The organism is Microbacterium sp. Y547 (genome assembly GCF_057669785.1).
This window is the reverse complement of sequence record NZ_JBYHFN010000001.1, coordinates 499,066-515,522: the sequence shown is the minus strand read 5'-3', so window position 1 is coordinate 515,522 and position 16,457 is coordinate 499,066. Positions and strand designations below refer to the sequence as shown.

12 protein-coding genes are annotated in these 16,457 nt (G+C 69.1%); 7 read left to right on the top strand and 5 right to left on the bottom strand.

The annotated features are described in order from the left end of the window. Window positions 1-7: 7 nt before the first annotated feature. Window positions 8-697, bottom strand: a complete 690-nt coding sequence (locus tag AC25Y0_RS02545; protein ID WP_488122778.1) for a hemerythrin domain-containing protein — start codon at window positions 695-697, stop codon at window positions 8-10. A gap of 134 nt (window positions 698-831) precedes the next feature. On the opposite strand from AC25Y0_RS02545, the gene AC25Y0_RS02540 reads away from it, so the two are divergent. Both AC25Y0_RS02540 and AC25Y0_RS02535 read left to right on the top strand, forming a co-directional pair. Then, complete coding sequence (locus tag AC25Y0_RS02540; RefSeq protein ID WP_488134125.1) at window positions 832-1,605, top strand: ABC transporter ATP-binding protein; 774 nt, start codon at window positions 832-834, stop codon at window positions 1,603-1,605. Further along, window positions 1,602-3,071 carry an ABC transporter permease gene (locus AC25Y0_RS02535; protein WP_488134124.1) on the top strand — a complete coding sequence of 490 codons (1,470 nt, stop codon included), beginning with the start codon at window positions 1,602-1,604 and terminating at the stop codon, window positions 3,069-3,071. Before AC25Y0_RS02540 ends, AC25Y0_RS02535 begins: the two co-directional genes overlap by 4 nt. 15 nt (window positions 3,072-3,086) lie before the next feature. Here AC25Y0_RS02535 and AC25Y0_RS02530 read toward each other — a convergent pair whose 3' ends face one another. After that, a complete protein-coding gene (locus tag AC25Y0_RS02530) occupies window positions 3,087-3,584 on the bottom strand; it encodes a hypothetical protein (RefSeq protein WP_488122775.1) in 498 nt (165 codons plus the stop codon). Between the two features lie 33 nt (window positions 3,585-3,617). Here AC25Y0_RS02530 and AC25Y0_RS02525 point away from each other — a divergent pair, with 33 nt between their 5' ends. Further along, complete coding sequence (locus AC25Y0_RS02525) at window positions 3,618-4,244, top strand: 2-phosphosulfolactate phosphatase (RefSeq protein WP_488122774.1); 627 nt, start codon at window positions 3,618-3,620, stop codon at window positions 4,242-4,244. Window positions 4,245-4,248: 4 nt separating this feature from the next. Here the strand turns inward: AC25Y0_RS02525 and AC25Y0_RS02520 are convergent, their stop codons facing one another. The 3 genes from AC25Y0_RS02520 to AC25Y0_RS02510 form a co-directional block, all read right to left on the bottom strand. Then, window positions 4,249-4,737: a SprT-like domain-containing protein gene (locus AC25Y0_RS02520; RefSeq protein WP_488122773.1), complete on the bottom strand. Its 489-nt coding sequence runs from the start codon at window positions 4,735-4,737 to the stop codon at window positions 4,249-4,251. 29 nt (window positions 4,738-4,766) lie between these two features. Further along, window positions 4,767-5,291: a CD225/dispanin family protein gene (locus AC25Y0_RS02515; protein ID WP_488122772.1), complete on the bottom strand. Its 525-nt coding sequence runs from the start codon at window positions 5,289-5,291 to the stop codon at window positions 4,767-4,769. 91 nt (window positions 5,292-5,382) lie between these two features. Beyond that, complete coding sequence (locus tag AC25Y0_RS02510) at window positions 5,383-6,249, bottom strand: spermidine synthase (RefSeq protein WP_488134123.1); 867 nt, start codon at window positions 6,247-6,249, stop codon at window positions 5,383-5,385. A gap of 65 nt (window positions 6,250-6,314) precedes the next feature. Between AC25Y0_RS02510 and AC25Y0_RS02505 the strand changes: the two genes are divergently transcribed. The 4 genes from AC25Y0_RS02505 (at window position 6,315) to rpoC (ending at window position 16,344) form a co-directional block, all read left to right on the top strand. Next, window positions 6,315-7,070 (top strand): 5-oxoprolinase subunit PxpA, encoded by a 756-nt coding sequence (locus AC25Y0_RS02505; protein WP_488122770.1) that lies wholly within the window; start codon window positions 6,315-6,317, stop codon window positions 7,068-7,070. Beyond that, a complete protein-coding gene (locus AC25Y0_RS02500) occupies window positions 7,064-8,662 on the top strand; it encodes a 5-oxoprolinase subunit B/C family protein (protein WP_488134122.1) in 1,599 nt (532 codons plus the stop codon). The genes AC25Y0_RS02505 and AC25Y0_RS02500 overlap by 7 nt, the downstream gene beginning before the upstream one ends. 248 nt (window positions 8,663-8,910) lie before the next feature. Then, complete coding sequence (gene rpoB, locus AC25Y0_RS02495; RefSeq protein WP_488122768.1) at window positions 8,911-12,408, top strand: DNA-directed RNA polymerase subunit beta; 3,498 nt, start codon at window positions 8,911-8,913, stop codon at window positions 12,406-12,408. Window positions 12,409-12,471: 63 nt separating this feature from the next. Beyond that, the gene (gene rpoC / locus AC25Y0_RS02490) at window positions 12,472-16,344 is read left to right on the top strand and encodes a DNA-directed RNA polymerase subunit beta' (protein ID WP_488122767.1); all 3,873 of its coding nucleotides are present in this window, start codon (window positions 12,472-12,474) and stop codon (window positions 16,342-16,344) included. Window positions 16,345-16,457: the final 113 nt, after the last annotated feature.

The following is a 16,457-nucleotide window of genomic DNA, read 5'->3' as shown; positions in this document are numbered from 1 at the left end:
CGCTCGGTCAGCGACCCTCGAGCGCCGCGCGCGTGCGCTCGTAGCGGGGCTTGCCCACCCACCGCCACATCACACGCACCGGAGCCGGAAGGTTCTTGCGCAGCCATGCATCGCCGCCGTCGGGCTGCGACGAAACGATCGCGCCGAGCGCGTTCCACGTCTGCCCCTTCGGCGTCGAGGCGCGCCCGTGCTCAGAGAACCACTCGACCTCCTTCTGCGTGATGGTGCGCTCCATGACGGGCACGATGTTCTGCTCCTCGTCGGGCAGATGGATCGCCAGAGCCCCGTTGATCCCGTCGAGCGCCGCGAGCAGCGGTGCGGCGGCGGTGGAGGTCGCGGAGGCGCGCCACGCGGGCAGAGCGGCATCCATAGCCGTCAGCTCGGCGAGCATGGCGGCGTGATGCTGCTTCATGCGCTCCACGTGGACGGCGCAGGCGGGGGAGCGCTCGACGAGAGGACCCCACAGCCTCTCGTCCTCGCCGTCGTGGTGGGCGTGCAAGGCACTCGAGAGAAGGTCGAGCTGCGTGGCGACGACCTCGGCGTGCGCCGTGTTCCCCGTCCGCACGCCCCGCACGAGGGGCGGTCCTTCGCGAAATCCCTTGAGGAACATGCGGTGGATCTCGGCCATGCCACTCGCGTCGCAGGTCTTCGGTTCCGGGGAGACAGCTCCGCTGGAGGGGAGGGGTGTCGCGGCCATGATCGCTCCTTTGCGCTGACGAAGCAGAGACTACGACCAGCGGGCGTCGCTCGGAAGAGGATCATCCTCCAGATGTAGTCGGATGCCCCGACAGGCCGACGCGGGCGGGAGCATCCGATTCGTACCGTCGGAGCATGGAACTGACATCGACCGATCTCGGGCTCGCCGCCCGGGTGCACCAGCTCACGAAAACCTACGGCACCGGCGCCGGCGCCGTCCGCGCGCTGGACGGCGTCAGCGTCGGCATCCGCCGGGGCGAGTTCACCGCGATCATGGGCCCGTCCGGGTCGGGCAAGTCCACGCTCATGCACATCATGGCCGGCCTCGACGCGCGCACGAGCGGTCGGGCATGGATCGGCGACACCGACATCACGGGTCTGTCCGACCTCGAGCTGACGATCCTGCGCCGCCGTCGCGTCGGCTTCGTCTTCCAGTCCTTCAACCTCGTGCCTACCCTCGACGCACGCGCCAACATCATGCTGCCGTTCGACCTCGACGGTCGTCGCCCGTCGGTGCTCGAACGGGCGCGCATCGAGAGGCTCATCGACTCTCTCGGACTCGCAGCGAGGCTGGGTCACCGCCCTCACGAGCTGTCGGGCGGCCAGCAGCAGCGCGTCGCGATCGCCCGGGCTCTCGCGACGGCTCCCGACCTGGTGTTCGCCGATGAGCCGACCGGCAACCTCGACTCCCGCAGCGGACGCGATGTGCTGCGACTGCTCGCCGCAGCGACGCGCGAGCACGGCCAGTCGATCGCGATGGTCACGCACGACCCCGTCGCGGCGAGCCACGCAGACCGGGTGCTGTTCCTCGGCGACGGCCGCATCGTCGCCGACAAGTCCCGCCAGAGCGCCGAAGAGATCTCCGCCTACATGCTCGCCACCGAGCTCGGTGCCGAGGTGTCGTCATGAGCTCCGCGACGATCGAGCGGATGCCGCGCCCCGACGTCGCCGCGACCCGCGCTGCGCCTCTCGGATACATGCGTGAGCGAGGCATGGGCGCCAGCATCCTCGTGGCGGGGATCTCCGCCGCCTTCGGCGTCGTGCTGCTCACGGCGACGAACTTCATCGGGGCGATGCTGCGCGCCGACCCGTACATCGGCGACAGCGAGACGCTCCAGATCGTCGTCTCCATCCTCACGGGGCTGCTGCTCGGCCTCGCCGTCTACGTCGCCTCGATCGTGACGGCGAACACCTTCGCCACCGTCATCGCCGGCCGCACGAGGCGGATCGCCCTGATGCGCCTCATCGGCGCCTCGGCCCGCTCGCAGCGCGCCGAGGTCGCACGCCAGGGCCTCGTCGTCGGCGCGGTGGGCGCGGTCATCGGGTTGGTGCTCGGAACCGCGCTGTCGGCGGCCGGCGTGCTCCTGGCCGAGACCGCGCTCGGGCTCGAGGGACTCGATTTCGTGCTCGTACGCCCCGACCTGATGGCGCCGGCGGGAATCGTCGTGCTCACGACGTGGGCCTCGGCGTGGGTGGGGTCGCGCCGCGTCCTGACGGTCACGCCGCTGCAGGCGCTCGGCAGTTCTGTCGAGATCTCGCACTCCGATGTGGCAGGCCGCACGCGACGCAACGTCGTCGCCGTCGTGCTGCTGGGTCTCGGCGTCGCGCTGCTCGTGCTCGGCGTCCTCGCGGGACTCGTCTCGCCCCTCGGCGTCATCGTCGCCTTCGCCGGCGGCGTGCTCTCGTTCACGGGGCTCGCCCTCGGGGCGACGGTCGTCATGCCGCTTGCGCTTCGGCTCGTCGGACGCGCCTTCGGTCGCTCGGCCACGGCACGCCTTGCCGCCGAGAACGCCCTGCGCCACCCGGAACGCTCGAGCCGCATGGCGATCGGGGTCGTCATGGGAGTGACGCTCGTGACGATGTTCGCCGTCGCGCTCGAATCGGCCAAAGCGGTTGTGGCCGCCTCAGGAGGCGGCACCCTCGACCCTGAGTTCGCCTTCGTCATCGACATGTTCTCGGCGGTCATGATGGGACTCGTCGCCGTGTCGGCCGTCATCGCGGCCGTCGGGCTGGTCAACCTGCTCACGCTCGGCGTCGTCCAGCGGCGACGCGAGCTGGGGCTGCTGCGCTCGCTCGGGGTCTCCAACGGACAGGTGCGGCGCATGGTGCTGCTCGAGGCGGCGCACATCACGATCACGTCGACCGCACTGGGCCTCGTGCTCGGCATCGCGTACGGCTGGGCGGGGGCCCAGTCGCTGCTCGGCGCTGTGCGCGTGCCGCCGCTCTGGCTGTCACCCACGTTCGTGCTGCCCGTCGTGCCGGTGTGGCCCATCGTGGCGATCGTCGTCGCCACGGCGGTGCTCACCCTGGTCGCGGCCGTCGTGCCCACGCGCATCGCCACGCGTGTCGCCCCTGTCGAGGCGCTCGCCGAGTAGGCCGCGGCGGCCGGGTCAGTCTGCGGGGTCGTGCGCCCACGAGGGGGCGAGAGCGCGGATGCGCGCACCGCGCCACTGCCAGGTCGCCCAGAGCACGGGCCAGAGCACGGCGGCCGTAGGGCCACCGATGACGAGGCGGTCGCGCCACAGCGTGCGGTCGGGTCGCCCGGGAATCGGCGAGACCGCCATCTGGTGGTCCCACACGTCGAGGCTCGACAGCGGACCGGTCAGCGGGATGCCGCTGTCCCGCAGGATCCGCACGGTGCCGGCGGGATCGGCGACGGTGCGCTCACTCACGTGGATGAGCTGCTGCCCCATCGGGATGGAGCCGAGTGCCGTGAGCTCGACGGGCATGTCGTCTCCGGGGGTCATGCTCGTGGGCAGGCCCTCCGGCGCCATCGGCGCGAGTTCGAGGAACGGGCCGTAGAGCTCGGCGACGGCGCGCGGCGAGTGCAGGGCACGCCACGCGGCATCCGGGTCGCAGGCGATCTCGAGCTTCAGCAGGATGCGCATGCTCCAGTGTTGCACCGCCCCTAGCATCGAGGGATGCCTTCACCGTTCGACCAGCACCGCTATCAAGTCCGGCTCGAGTGGGGCGCGGAGGGCCTGGCCCGGCTCGCCGACGCGGAGATCGTCGTGGTCGTCGACGTGCTCGGTCTCTCGACGCACGTGACCGATGCGCTCGCCGAGGGGACGCAGAGCGTCGCGGTCGCCGACGACTCGCGCGATGACGAAGCGGCGGCCCTCGTCCGTGCGGCCGCGCGGGCGGGAGCTCTCGTGCTCCTCGGATGCCTGCGCAACGCCTCGGCTACGGCGCGCGCCGTGCTCGCCGAGCAGACGCGTCGCGCGGGGCGCACGAGCATCGCCGTCGTGGCGGTCGGTCAGCGCGACGAGAACGGCACGCCGCGCTTCGCCGTCGAGGACTTTCTCGGAGCCGGCGCCGTCATCGACGCCCTCACCACGCTCGGCATCGACCACACGTCACCCGAGGCCGCCGTCGCGGCGGAGGGATTCCACGGCCTGCGCCGCGCGACCCGCCACCTGCTCACAGCGAGCGGGTCCGGTCAGGCCCTGCTCGACGACGGCGCGCGCGACGACGTGCTCGAGGCGGCCGCGGTCGACGTCGTCTCTGTCGTGCCGATTCTCATCGACGGCGTGTTCGTCTCGGCCTGAGCGCTCAGCGCGGCGTCATGGCGGCAAGACGCGCCGCCGCCGTGATCTCGCGGCGCGACCACGCGAAGAGGTTGCGCTCGTCGAACCGGGGCGCGCACGTCGCACAAGACATCGCTCTCGACGGGCGACGATGCCGGTAGGCGACGTGGCCCGCGGGGCACCGGCCGACCCATGGAGCGAGGTCGGTCGCCGTCTCGCCGCGGTGTGTCGTGCCGCCGACGTAGCCGAGGTCGCGGGCTACGCGCAGCCACTCGCGGCCGTGACCCGCCGTGGGGCCGGCCAGAGCGTGAGCGACCTCGTGCAGCAGGGTCTGATGATTGTCGTCGTCGTCGTAGCGGGCGGCGAGATAGCGCGACATGCTGATCCGCTTGCGCTGATAGTCGCACAGACCTGCTCGGCGCTTCGCGTTGTCGAACGCGAACGTCCACGACGGATCCAGATGGGTCGCGATGAGCGCTTCGGCCCATCGCCTCACGCGATGCAGTTCCGACATGCCGAGACGTTAGAACAAACCTGCGACACTCACCCGGTGAGGGCGGCCGCGCGGCGTCGGTCTGCGGCGTCGACGGCGAGCAGTGCCGATTCGAGCTGGGCGTCGGTCGCGCCGGCCTCCTGGCGCAGGAACAGGGCGCGCTTGAAGTCGCGGCGCGCGGCGTCGAAGTCACCGGCTTCGTAGCTGTTCCGTCCGCGGTGCTGGTAGGCGAAGGCCGCGATGCCCGACCAGCCCTGGCCGTCGGCCTCGTCGGCGCACATCGTCAGCTCCTGCTCGGCGGCGGCATGCGCTCCGCGCATCTGCACGACCGACGCGTGCAGGATGCGCGACCGCAGCAGATCCTTGCGCGTGCCCGCCATGCGCGCGACGCGCACGGACTGCTCCGACAGCACGAGCGAGTCCTCGATACGGCCGAGCACCTTGAGCAGCCACACGCGCTCCAGGAGTGCGGGCAGGCTGCGCTGCTCGCCGATCTCGTCCAGACGCGCCGCGCACTCGTGCGGGTCGACGATCTCACGCAGAGTCTCCGGGTCGTAACCCTTGATATAGCTCACGACGACTCCCTCCCGCGCACGATGCCTACTAGTGTGCCCCGGCATCACGCGGGCACCTATCCGGCACGCCGGGTCGGGGCATCCGGTGGGGTCAGCGTTCGAAGACGGATGCCGCGGGCTTCGGCGAGGCCGTCGCGGTGGCATCCGTCACGACCGCAGCCCCGCGCACGAACTCGTCGATCTCGGGGCCCTGCGCCACCTTGGCGGGGTGTGGTCCGGCCGCCATGAGTCGAGGCAGCCACTCGGTCGGAAGCGGCGCGGCCGAGGCGGCGACGACGAGGTTGCCGAAGCGTCGCCCCTTGAGCGTCTGCACCTCGGCGAGCACGGCGACATGCTCGAGCACGTGGCGGACCGTCGCGACCTGGCGCCGGGCGAAGGCGAGCCCCGCGCCGTCGGCGACATTGACGAGCAGGACGCCGTCGGGCGCGAGCAGCGTCGCCGCGTCGCGGTAGAACTCGACGGTCGTCAGGTGCGCGGGGGTCTGCGCCCCCGAGTAGACGTCGGACACGAGCAGGTCGACGTTGCCCGCGAGCGCGGCCGGCAGACGCGCGAGCCCGGCGCGGGCGTCGCCGATGCGCACGCGGATCGCCGCCCCGCGGGGGAGGGGGATGTGCTCGCGCACGAGATCCCACAGAGCGGGTTCGAGCTCGATGACCTGCTGGCGCGATCCGCGCCGCGTCGCCTCGATGTAGCGGGGGAGGGTGAGGGCCCCCGCGCCGAGGTGCACGACGGTGAGGGGCTGGCGCGGCATCCGCAGCTGGTCGATCACGGCGCCCATGCGCGCGACGTACTCGAAGTGCAGGTGGGTCGGATCGTCGAGGTCGACGTGGGACTGCGGCGTGCCGTCGACGACCAGTTCGAGTCCGCCGGCGAAGCGCGCGGGCACGACGCGGGCCGTCGTGCCGTCCGAGAGACGGGCGCGAGGCGCGTCGTCGGGTTCGAGCCGTGCGCGTGCCATGCCCCCACCGTACTGGGGTGGGCCCAGCCCGGAGCCAGGCTCTTCGCCCGGCTACCGTGGGACGCATGGTGGCGATCGATCTCAACGCCGATCTGGGCGAGACGGTCGACGGCGTGCCGACGGCCGACGACGAGGCGATGTTCGCCGTCATCTCGAGCGCGAGCATCGCGTGCGGCGGGCACGCGGGAGACACCGAGTCGTTGCGCGCCGCCGTCGAGCAGTCCGGGCGGCACGGCGTCGCCGTCGGCGCGCATCTGTCGTACCCCGACCTCGCCGGCTTCGGGCGCACGCGCATCGCCATCACCCCCGACGACCTCGCTGCTTCACTCGTGCAGCAGCTGGAGGCGCTCGTGTCGGCCGGGGCCGACGTGCGCTACGTCAAGCCGCACGGAGCGCTCTACCACGCGGTGACGCGTGACCCCGTCGAAGCCGCCCTCGTCGTGGACGTCGTCGTCGAGCTGTCGGCGCAGCTGGGTCGGGGCATCCCGATTCTGGGACTCGACGGCGAGGTCGGGTTCCACGCCGAGCAGCGCGGAGTGCCGTTCGTGCGCGAGGCTTTCCTTGACCGGGGGTATCTCGCCACGGGTGGGCTCGTTCCGCGCGGAGCGCCCGGCGATCTGCTGACCGATGCCGCCGAGATTGCCGATCGTGCCGTGCGTCTCGCGGTCGAGGGGGTCGTCGTCGCCGTCGACGGGGGGCGCGTCAGATCGGATGCCGCCTCGCTCTGTGTGCACGGGGATTCACCAGGCGCCGTGGCGATCGCCCAGTGCGTCCGGGCAGCGTTGGATGCCGAGCGGATCGAGGTTCGATCGCCGTGGTGACCGTGCGGCCGATGGGGGAGCGGGCTCTGCTGCTCGAGACCGACGCGCTCGCTGATGCGTCGGCGCTCTACGACAGGCTCGCGGCATCCCGCGCCGAAGGGGTCGTCGACCTCGTGCCGGCGGCGCGGACGGTGCTCGTCATCGTCGACCCGGCACGCTTGACGCTGCCGGCGGCGCGCGCGTGGGCGCTGGGCGTGGGCGCGGACGGACCCGAGCCGCCGCGCCGTGAAGACGCCGTCGTCGACCTCGAGGTCGTGTACGACGGGGCAGACCTGTCCGAGACGGCGGAGCTGCTGGGCATGAGCACGGACGAGCTCGTGCGCCGGCACGCGGGCGCCGAGTGGACGGTCGCCTTCACGGGTTTCGCACCCGGGTTCGGCTACCTCGTCAGTGAGGCGTGGACGTTCGATGTGCCGCGGCTGCCGACGCCGCGCACGCGGGTGCCGGCAGGCTCGGTCGGGCTCGCGGCGGGGTTCACGGGCGCGTACCCCCGGGAGTCGCCGGGAGGCTGGCGGCTCGTCGGCACGACCGCGGCGCCACTGTGGAGTGCTGCGGCCGAGGGTGCGGCATCCCCCGCTCTGCTCAGTCCGGGGACCCGCGTGCGCTTGCGCACCATCCCCGCAGCCGAACCCGGAAGGACCCCACGGCAGCCCGCGGCCGCGACGGCGGGCGAACCGCCCGGTTCCGCCGCGTCGGTGCCGTCTCGCGGTCAGGCGGCGGGCGGAGTGCGTGTCGAGGAGGCGGGGATCCTCGCGACCGTGCAGGACCTCGGGCGGGCGGGCAATGCGGCGCTCGGCGTCGCGCGCTCGGGCGCCGCCGACCGCGCGGCGCTGCGCACGGCGAACCGGCTCGTCGGCAACGACGAGGGCGCCGCTGTGATCGAGATCACGATGGGCGGCTTCCGCGCCGTGGCCGAGGTCGATGCGTGGTTCGCCGTCGCCGGAGCCTGGGGTCCGCTCACCCTCGACGGCCGCGCGATCGATCCGTACACGGCGCACGCGTGGCCGGCCGGAAGCGAGCTGCACATCGACTCCTTCGTACACGGTGCGCGGGCCTACCTCGCCGTGCGCGGCGGGTGGATCCCGGTGGGCGTGCTCGGCTCGCGATCGACCGACCTGCTGGCGGGCCTCGGCCCCGACCGGCTCGCCGCGGGCGACACGATCCCGATCGGCGCCGAGCCCGCCGCACGCATTCCGGTCGCCGACATCGCGCCGTGGGGAGCTCCGCGCCATGACGAGCTCCACCTCGAGCTCGCACCGGGACCGCGCGCCGACTGGTTCGCCGCATCTGCCCTCGAGTCGCTCTTCGCCGCGGTGTGGACCGTCTCTCCCGCCGCCGACCGCGTCGGAATCCGTCTCGACGGCCCCGCGTTGACGCACGTGCGTGACGAGGAGCTGCCGAGCGAGGGCATGGTTCCGGGTGCGCTGCAGGTTCCTCCCGACGGGCTGCCCGTCGTGCTCGGCGTCGACGGGCCTGTGACCGGCGGCTACCCCGTCATCGCCGTCATGACGGATGCTGCGCTGGATCTGCTGGCCCAAGCACGACCGGGAACACGCGTGCGATTCCGGCACGCGCGCGCCGTCATCGTGTGACACGACGCGCGTCTATACCGCAGCAGGGCAAGCTCGTCAAGAATCGAGCTGGACACGGCGCGTCTGGCGGGCTATAGTCGGTAGTTGCGCTCTGGTTCCCCTGCCCTCATATGGTGGTCGGCTGTGCCCGTGTGCCCCCGCCTCACTCACCATCGGAGTGTCGCGCGCGTGGCGCCGGGCTTCGGGAGGACGGAGCACTCCACCTGACGACAAGGAAACGGGCCCTCGGGTCCACGGAGGTATTCCCCTTGGCTGCTGCGCGCAACGCAACCAACCCCACCACCCCCAAGAGCGGACGCGGCGCTTCTCGCCTCTCGTTCGCCAAGATCTCCGACACGCTGGAGGTCCCAGACCTCCTCGCGTTGCAGACGGAGTCGTTCGACTGGCTCGTCGGCAACGACGGCTGGAAGGCCCGCGTCGCCGACGCGAAGGCCGCCGGACGCACCGATGTCCCCGAGATCAGCGGTCTCGAGGAGATCTTCGAGGAGATCTCGCCCATCGAGGACCTGAGCGAGACGATGCAGCTCTCGTTCACGAACCCCTACCTCGAGCCTGAGAAGTACTCGATCGACGAGTGCAAGGAGCGCGGCAAGACCTACGCCGCCCCGCTGTACGTCGAGGCCGAGTTCATGAACCACCAGACCGGTGAGATCAAGACGCAGACGGTCTTCATGGGCGACTTCCCCCTGCAGACCGGCAAGGGCACGTTCATCATCAACGGCACCGAGCGCGTCGTCGTCTCGCAGCTCGTCCGCTCGCCCGGCGTGTACTTCGACCGCACGCCCGACAAGACCTCCGACAAGGACATCGTCTCGGCGCGCGTCATCCCCAGCCGCGGCGCATGGCTCGAGTTCGAGGTCGACAAGCGCGACCAGGTCGGCGTGCGCATCGACCGCAAGCGCAAGCAGTCGGTCACCGTCTTCCTCAAGGCCCTCGGCCTCACGACCGAGGACATCCAGAACGAGTTCGCCGGCTTCGACTCGATCGAAGAGACCCTCGCGAAGGACACGATCCTCTCGAAGGAAGACGCGCTGCGCGACATCTACCGCAAGCTCCGTCCCGGCGAGCAGGTCGCCGCTGAGGCCGCCCGCGCGCTGCTGGACAACTTCTACTTCAACCCGAAGCGCTACGACCTCGCGAAGGTCGGTCGCTACAAGATCAACCAGAAGCTCGGTCTCGACACGCCGCTGAGCGATTCGGTCCTCACCGTCGACGACATCGTCGCGACGATCAAGTACCTCGTGCGCCTGCACCGTGGCGACCACACCTTCGAGGGCATGCGCGACGGCAAGCCGGCCGAGATCCGTCTCAACATCGACGACATCGACAACTTCGGCAACCGTCGTATCCGCGCCGTCGGCGAGCTCATCCAGAACCAGGTCCGCACGGGTCTTTCCCGTATGGAGCGCGTCGTGCGTGAGCGCATGACGACGCAGGACATCGAGGCCATCACGCCGCAGACGCTCATCAACGTGCGTCCCGTCGTGGCCGCGATCAAGGAGTTCTTCGGAACGAGCCAGCTGTCGCAGTTCATGGATCAGAACAACCCGCTCGCGGGCCTGACCCACAAGCGCCGCCTCTCGGCCCTCGGCCCCGGCGGTCTGTCGCGTGAGCGTGCCGGCGTCGAGGTTCGTGACGTCCACCCCTCGCACTACGGCCGCATGTGCCCGATCGAGACGCCGGAAGGCCCGAACATCGGCCTGATCGGCTCGCTCGCGTCGTTCGCACGCATCAACGCGTTCGGCTTCATCGAGACGCCGTACCGCAAGGTCGTCGACGGCAAGGTCAGCGAGCAGATCGACTACCTCACGGCATCCGTCGAGAGCGACTACATCGTCGCGCAGGCCGGAGTCGCCCTCAACCCCGACGGTTCGTTCGTCGACGAGCGCGTCCTCGCCCGTCGCGGACAGGGTGGCGAGGTCGACCTCTTCCACGCCGACGAGATCGGGTACATGGACGTCTCGCCGCGCCAGATGGTGTCGGTTGCGACCTCGCTCATCCCGTTCCTCGAGCACGACGATGCGAACCGCGCTCTCATGGGTGCGAACATGCAGCGTCAGGCTGTTCCGCTCCTGCGCTCGGACTCGCCCGTCGTGGGCACCGGTATGGAGGGCTACGCCGCGATCGACGCCGGCGATGTCGTCACGGCAGCCAAGGCCGGTGTCGTCGCCGAGGTCTCGGCAGACGTCGTCACGGTCCAGCTCGACGAGGGCGGCACGCAGGACTACTACCTGCGCAAGTTCGACCGCTCGAACCAGGGCACGTCCTACAACCAGCGCGTCGTCGTGTCGGCCGGTGACCGGGTCGAGGTCGGCGAGGTCATCGCCGACGGACCGGCCACCGAGAACGGCGAGCTCGCGCTCGGCAAGAACCTCCTCGTCGCGTTCATGATGTGGGAAGGCCACAACTTCGAGGATGCGATCATCCTCAGCCAGGAACTCGTCAAGGACGACACCCTCTCTTCGATTCACATCGAGGAGTACGAGGTGGATGCCCGTGACACGAAGCTCGGCAAGGAGGAGATCACCCGTGACCTCCCCAACGTCAGCCCCGACCTGCTGAAGGACCTCGACGAGCGCGGCATCATCCGCATCGGCGCCGAGGTTCGCCCCGGCGACATCCTCGTCGGCAAAGTCACGCCCAAGGGTGAGACCGAGCTGTCGGCCGAGGAGCGCCTGCTCCGCGCGATCTTCAACGAGAAGAGCCGCGAAGTGCGCGACACGTCGCTGAAGGTTCCCCACGGCGAGCAGGGCACGATCATCGCCGTCAAGGAGTTCAACGCCGAGGACGGCGACGACGAGCTCGGCTCGGGCGTCAACCGCCGCGTCGTGGTCTACATCGCCCAGAAGCGAAAGATCACCGAGGGTGACAAGCTCGCCGGCCGTCACGGCAACAAGGGCGTCATCGCGAAGATCCTCCCCGTCGAAGACATGCCGTTCCTCGCGGACGGCACGCCGGTCCAGGTCGTCCTGAACCCGCTCGGCATCCCCGGCCGCATGAACTTCGGCCAGGTTCTCGAGCTGCACCTCGGCTGGATCGCCCAGCAGGGCTGGAAGGTCGAAGGCACGCCGAAGTGGGCCATGGGCCTGCCCGACGCCGCACGTGAGGCCGCCCCCGGCACGAAGGTCGCGACCCCCGTGTTCGACGGTGCGTTCGAGGAGGAGATCGCAGGTCTGCTCGACTCGACCCTTCCCACGCGCGACGGTGAGCGCCTCATCGACTCGACGGGTAAGACGCGTCTGTTCGACGGCCGCTCCGGCGAGCCGTTCCCGGCGCCCATCTCGGTCGGCTACATGTACATCCTGAAGCTGCACCACCTGGTCGATGACAAGATCCACGCGCGTTCGACGGGTCCCTACTCGATGATCACGCAGCAGCCCCTGGGTGGTAAGGCCCAGTTCGGTGGTCAGCGGTTCGGTGAGATGGAGGTGTGGGCACTTGAGGCCTACGGTGCCGCGTACGCGCTGCAGGAACTCCTCACGATCAAGTCCGACGACATCCTCGGCCGCGTCAAGGTCTACGAGGCGATCGTCAAGGGCGAGAACATCCAGGAACCCGGGATTCCCGAGTCGTTCAAGGTCCTCATGAAGGAGATGCAGTCGCTCTGCCTGAACGTCGAGGTGCTCTCGGCCGACGGCACGCCGGTCAACCTCCGCGATACGGACGACGACGCATTCCGCGCGGCAGAGGAGCTCGGAATCAACATCTCCAGCCGCTTCGAGTCGTCCTCGATCGACGAGATCTGACGCTTCGGCGCTCAGACCAACGACTGACTCACCAAGAATTCCGATACAGGAGAACTGAGACTAGTGCTCGAATCAACAACTTTCGATGAGCTTCGCATCGGTCTCGCCACCGCCGACGACATCCGTCGTTGGTCGTACGGCGAGGTCAAGAAGCCCGAGACCATCAACTACCGCACGCTCAAGCCCGAGAAGGACGGCCTCTTCGGCGAGCAGATCTTCGGACCTTCCCGTGACTGGGAGTGCGCCTGCGGCAAGTACAAGCGCGTCCGCTTCAAGGGCATCGTCTGCGAGCGCTGCGGCGTCGAGGTCACCAAGTCCTCGGTCCGCCGCGAGCGCATGGGCCACATCGAGCTCGCCGCGCCCGTCACGCACATCTGGTACTTCAAGGGTGTGCCTTCGCGCCTCGGCTACCTGCTGGACATGGCTCCGAAGGACCTCGAGAAGGTCATCTACTTCGCTGCCTACATGGTGATCTCCGTCGACGAAGAGGCGCGTCACCGCGACCTCGCGACGCAGGAGAACAACATCCGCCTCGAGATCAAGACGCTCGGCGACCGCCGTGACGCCAAGGTCGCCGAGCGCCTGCTGAAGCTGGAAGAAGAGCTCGCGGCGCTTGAGGAAGAGGGCGCCAAGGCCGACCAGAAGAAGAAGGTCAAGGACGCCGCCGAGAAGGAGATGGCTCAGACGCGCAAGAGCGCCGACGAGCAGATCGCCAAGCTCGAGCGCGTGTGGGAGGACTTCCGCACCCTCGACGTCGGTTCGCTCAAGGGCGAAGACGAGATCTTCCACGAGCTGCAGGACCGCTTCGGTCAGTACTTCGAGGCCTACATGGGCGCCGAGTCGATCCAGCGCCGCCTGCAGGCGTTCGACCTGGCCGCCGAGGCCGAGAGCCTGCACCTGCAGATCTCCGAGGGTAAGGGGCAGCGCAAGATCCGCGCGATCAAGCGTCTGAAGGTGGTCAACTCGTTCCTGCAGACGGGCATGTCGCCCGCCGCGATGGTGCTGGATGTCGTTCCGGTGATCCCGCCGGAGCTGCGTCCCATGGTCCAGCTCGACGGTGGCCGCTTCGCGACCTCCGACCTCAACGATCTGTATCGTCGCGTGATCAACCGCAACAACCGTCTTCGTCGACTGCTCGACCTCGGTGCCCCCGAGATCATCGTCAACAACGAGAAGCGGATGCTGCAGGAAGCCGTCGACGCACTGTTCGACAACGGTCGTCGTGGTCGTCCCGTCACGGGCACCGGCAACCGTGCGCTCAAGTCGCTCTCGGACATGCTCAAGGGCAAGCAGGGCCGGTTCCGTCAGAACCTCCTCGGCAAGCGCGTCGACTACTCGGGCCGTTCGGTCATCATCGTGGGCCCGCAGCTGAAGCTGCACCAGTGTGGTCTTCCGAAGCAGATGGCGCTCGAGCTGTTCAAGCCGTTCGTCATCAAGCGCCTGATCGATCTGGGTCACTCGCAGAACATCAAGGCGGCCAAGCGTGCCGTCGAGCGCACGCGTCCCGAGGTGTGGGACGTGCTCGAGGAGATCATCCGCGAGCGTCCTGTGCTGCTCAACCGTGCGCCCACGCTGCACCGCCTGGGCATCCAGGCCTTCGAGCCTCAGCTCGTCGAGGGCAAGGCGATCCAGCTGCACCCGCTCGTCTGCGCCGCGTTCAACGCGGACTTCGACGGTGACCAGATGGCCGTCCACCTGCCGCTGTCGGTCGAGGCCCAGGCCGAGGCCCGCATTCTGATGCTCGCGTCGAACAACATCCTGAAGCCGTCTGACGGCCGCCCCGTCACGCTGCCTTCGCAGGACATGATCATCGGCCTGCACCACCTGACCACGGTCATCGAGGGTGCTCAGGGCGAGGGCCGTGTGTTCGGCTCGGTCAGCGAGGCGATTCTCGCTCGCGACGAAGGCACGCTCGATCTGCAGGCCAAGGTGCGCATCCGCATTCCGGGTCTGACGTTCCTCGAGGGTGACGCCCCCGACGGCTACGAGCGTCACGGAATCGTCGATGCCTCGCTCGGTCAGGCGATCTTCAACGACACGCTGCCCAAGGGCTACCCGTTCGTGCGGGAGCAGGCCGACAAGGGCAAGCTGTCGCAGATCGTCAACAAGCTCGCCGAGGAATACCCCAAGGTCGAGGTCGCTGCATCGCTGGACCGGATCAAGGACGCCGGCTTCTACTGGGCCACGCGTTCGGGTGTCACCGTCGCGCTCTCGGATGTCCTCACGCCGCCCAACAAGGCGGAGATCGTCGCGGGCTACGAGAAGCAGGCCGCCAAGGTGCAGGCGCAGTTCGAGAAGGGCCTCACGACCGACGCCGAGCGTCGTCAGGAGCTCATCAAGATCTGGACCGAGGCGACCGACGAGGTCCAGAAGGCGATGCGGGACAACTTCCCCGCCGACAACACGATCAACCGCATGGTGTCTTCGGGCGCCCGTGGTAACTGGCTGCAGATCCGCAACATCGCGGGTATGCGCGGTCTCGTGAACAACCCGAAGGGTGAGATCATCCCTCGCCCGATCATCTCCTCGTACCGCGAGGGGCTGTCGGTTGCGGAGTACTTCATCGCCACGCACGGTGCCCGTAAGGGTCTCGCCGACACGGCTCTGCGTACGGCCGACTCGGGTTACCTCACCCGTCGCCTCGTCGACGTCTCGCAGGATGTCATCATCCGTGAAGAGGACTGCGGAACGTCCAAGGGTCTCGAGTTCACGATCGCGGCGCCCGGCGCCGACGGTGCGCTCATCAAGGACGCCAACGTCGAGAACTCGGTCTTCGCGCGCACCCTCGCCGAGCAGGTCACGTCGCCCTCGGGCGAGGTGCTCGCCGCCGCGGGTGACGACGTCGGCGACGTGCTCATCAACGCGCTCGTCGAGGCCGGTGTCGAGACCATCAAGGTCCGCTCCGTGCTCACGTGCGACTCGGCTGTCGGCGTCTGCGCGCAGTGCTACGGCCGTTCGCTCGCGACGGGCAAGATCGTCGACATCGGCGAGGCGGTCGGCATCATCGCCGCCCAGTCGATCGGTGAGCCCGGTACGCAGCTGACGATGCGTACCTTCCACACCGGTGGATCGGCCTCGGCCGATGACATCACGCAGGGTCTTCCCCGCGTGCAGGAGCTGTTCGAAGCGCGTACCCCCAAGGGTGCGTCGCCGATCGCAGAGTCTGACGGTCGCATCACGATCGACGAGACCGATAAGGCGAAGAAGATCATCCTGACGCCCGACTCGGGCGACGAGCCGCATGTCTACCCCGTGCTCAAGCGCGCGACGCTGCTGGTCGAGGACGGCCAGCACGTCACGGTCGGCCAGCAGATGCAGGTCGGAACGCTCGACCCCAAGGAGGTCATGCGTGTCATGGGTGCTCGCGAGGTGCAGAAGTACCTCGTGAACGGCGTCCAGGGTGTGTACCGCTCGCAGGGTGTGCCGATCCACGACAAGCACATCGAGGTCATCGTGCGCCAGATGCTGCGCAAGGTCACCGTCGTCGACCACGCCGACACGAAGCTGCTCCCGGGTGAACTGGTGGACTTCAAGCGCTACCAGCGCATCAACCGCGAGACGGTCGCCGAGGGCAAGCGCCCCGCGTCGGGACGTCCCGAGCTGATGGGTATCACGAAGGCGTCGCTCGCGACGGAGTCGTGGCTGTCGGCCGCGTCGTTCCAGGAGACCACCCGCGTCCTGACGCAGGCGGCCATGGAGGGCAAGAGCGACCCGCTCCTCGGCCTCAAGGAGAACGTCATCATCGGAAAGCTCATCCCCGCCGGAACCGGCCTTGCGAAGTACCGCAACGTCGTGGTCGAGGCGACGGAGGAGGCCAAGAGCGAGCGGTACCCCAACCGCATCTTCGCCTCGGACGGGGCGTTCTCGGACGCCGACCTGAGCTACGTCGATTTCGACAGCTTCTCGACGGACGGCGACTTCACGTCGTACAACTGACGACCAGCTGAACGAAGGCCCCCGGCACGCGCCGGGGGCCTTCGTCGTTCCGAGGCGACGGAAACAGTTCCGCCCCGCGCGCCGGGCGTGCTCGCTGACATCCCGTGCCTACC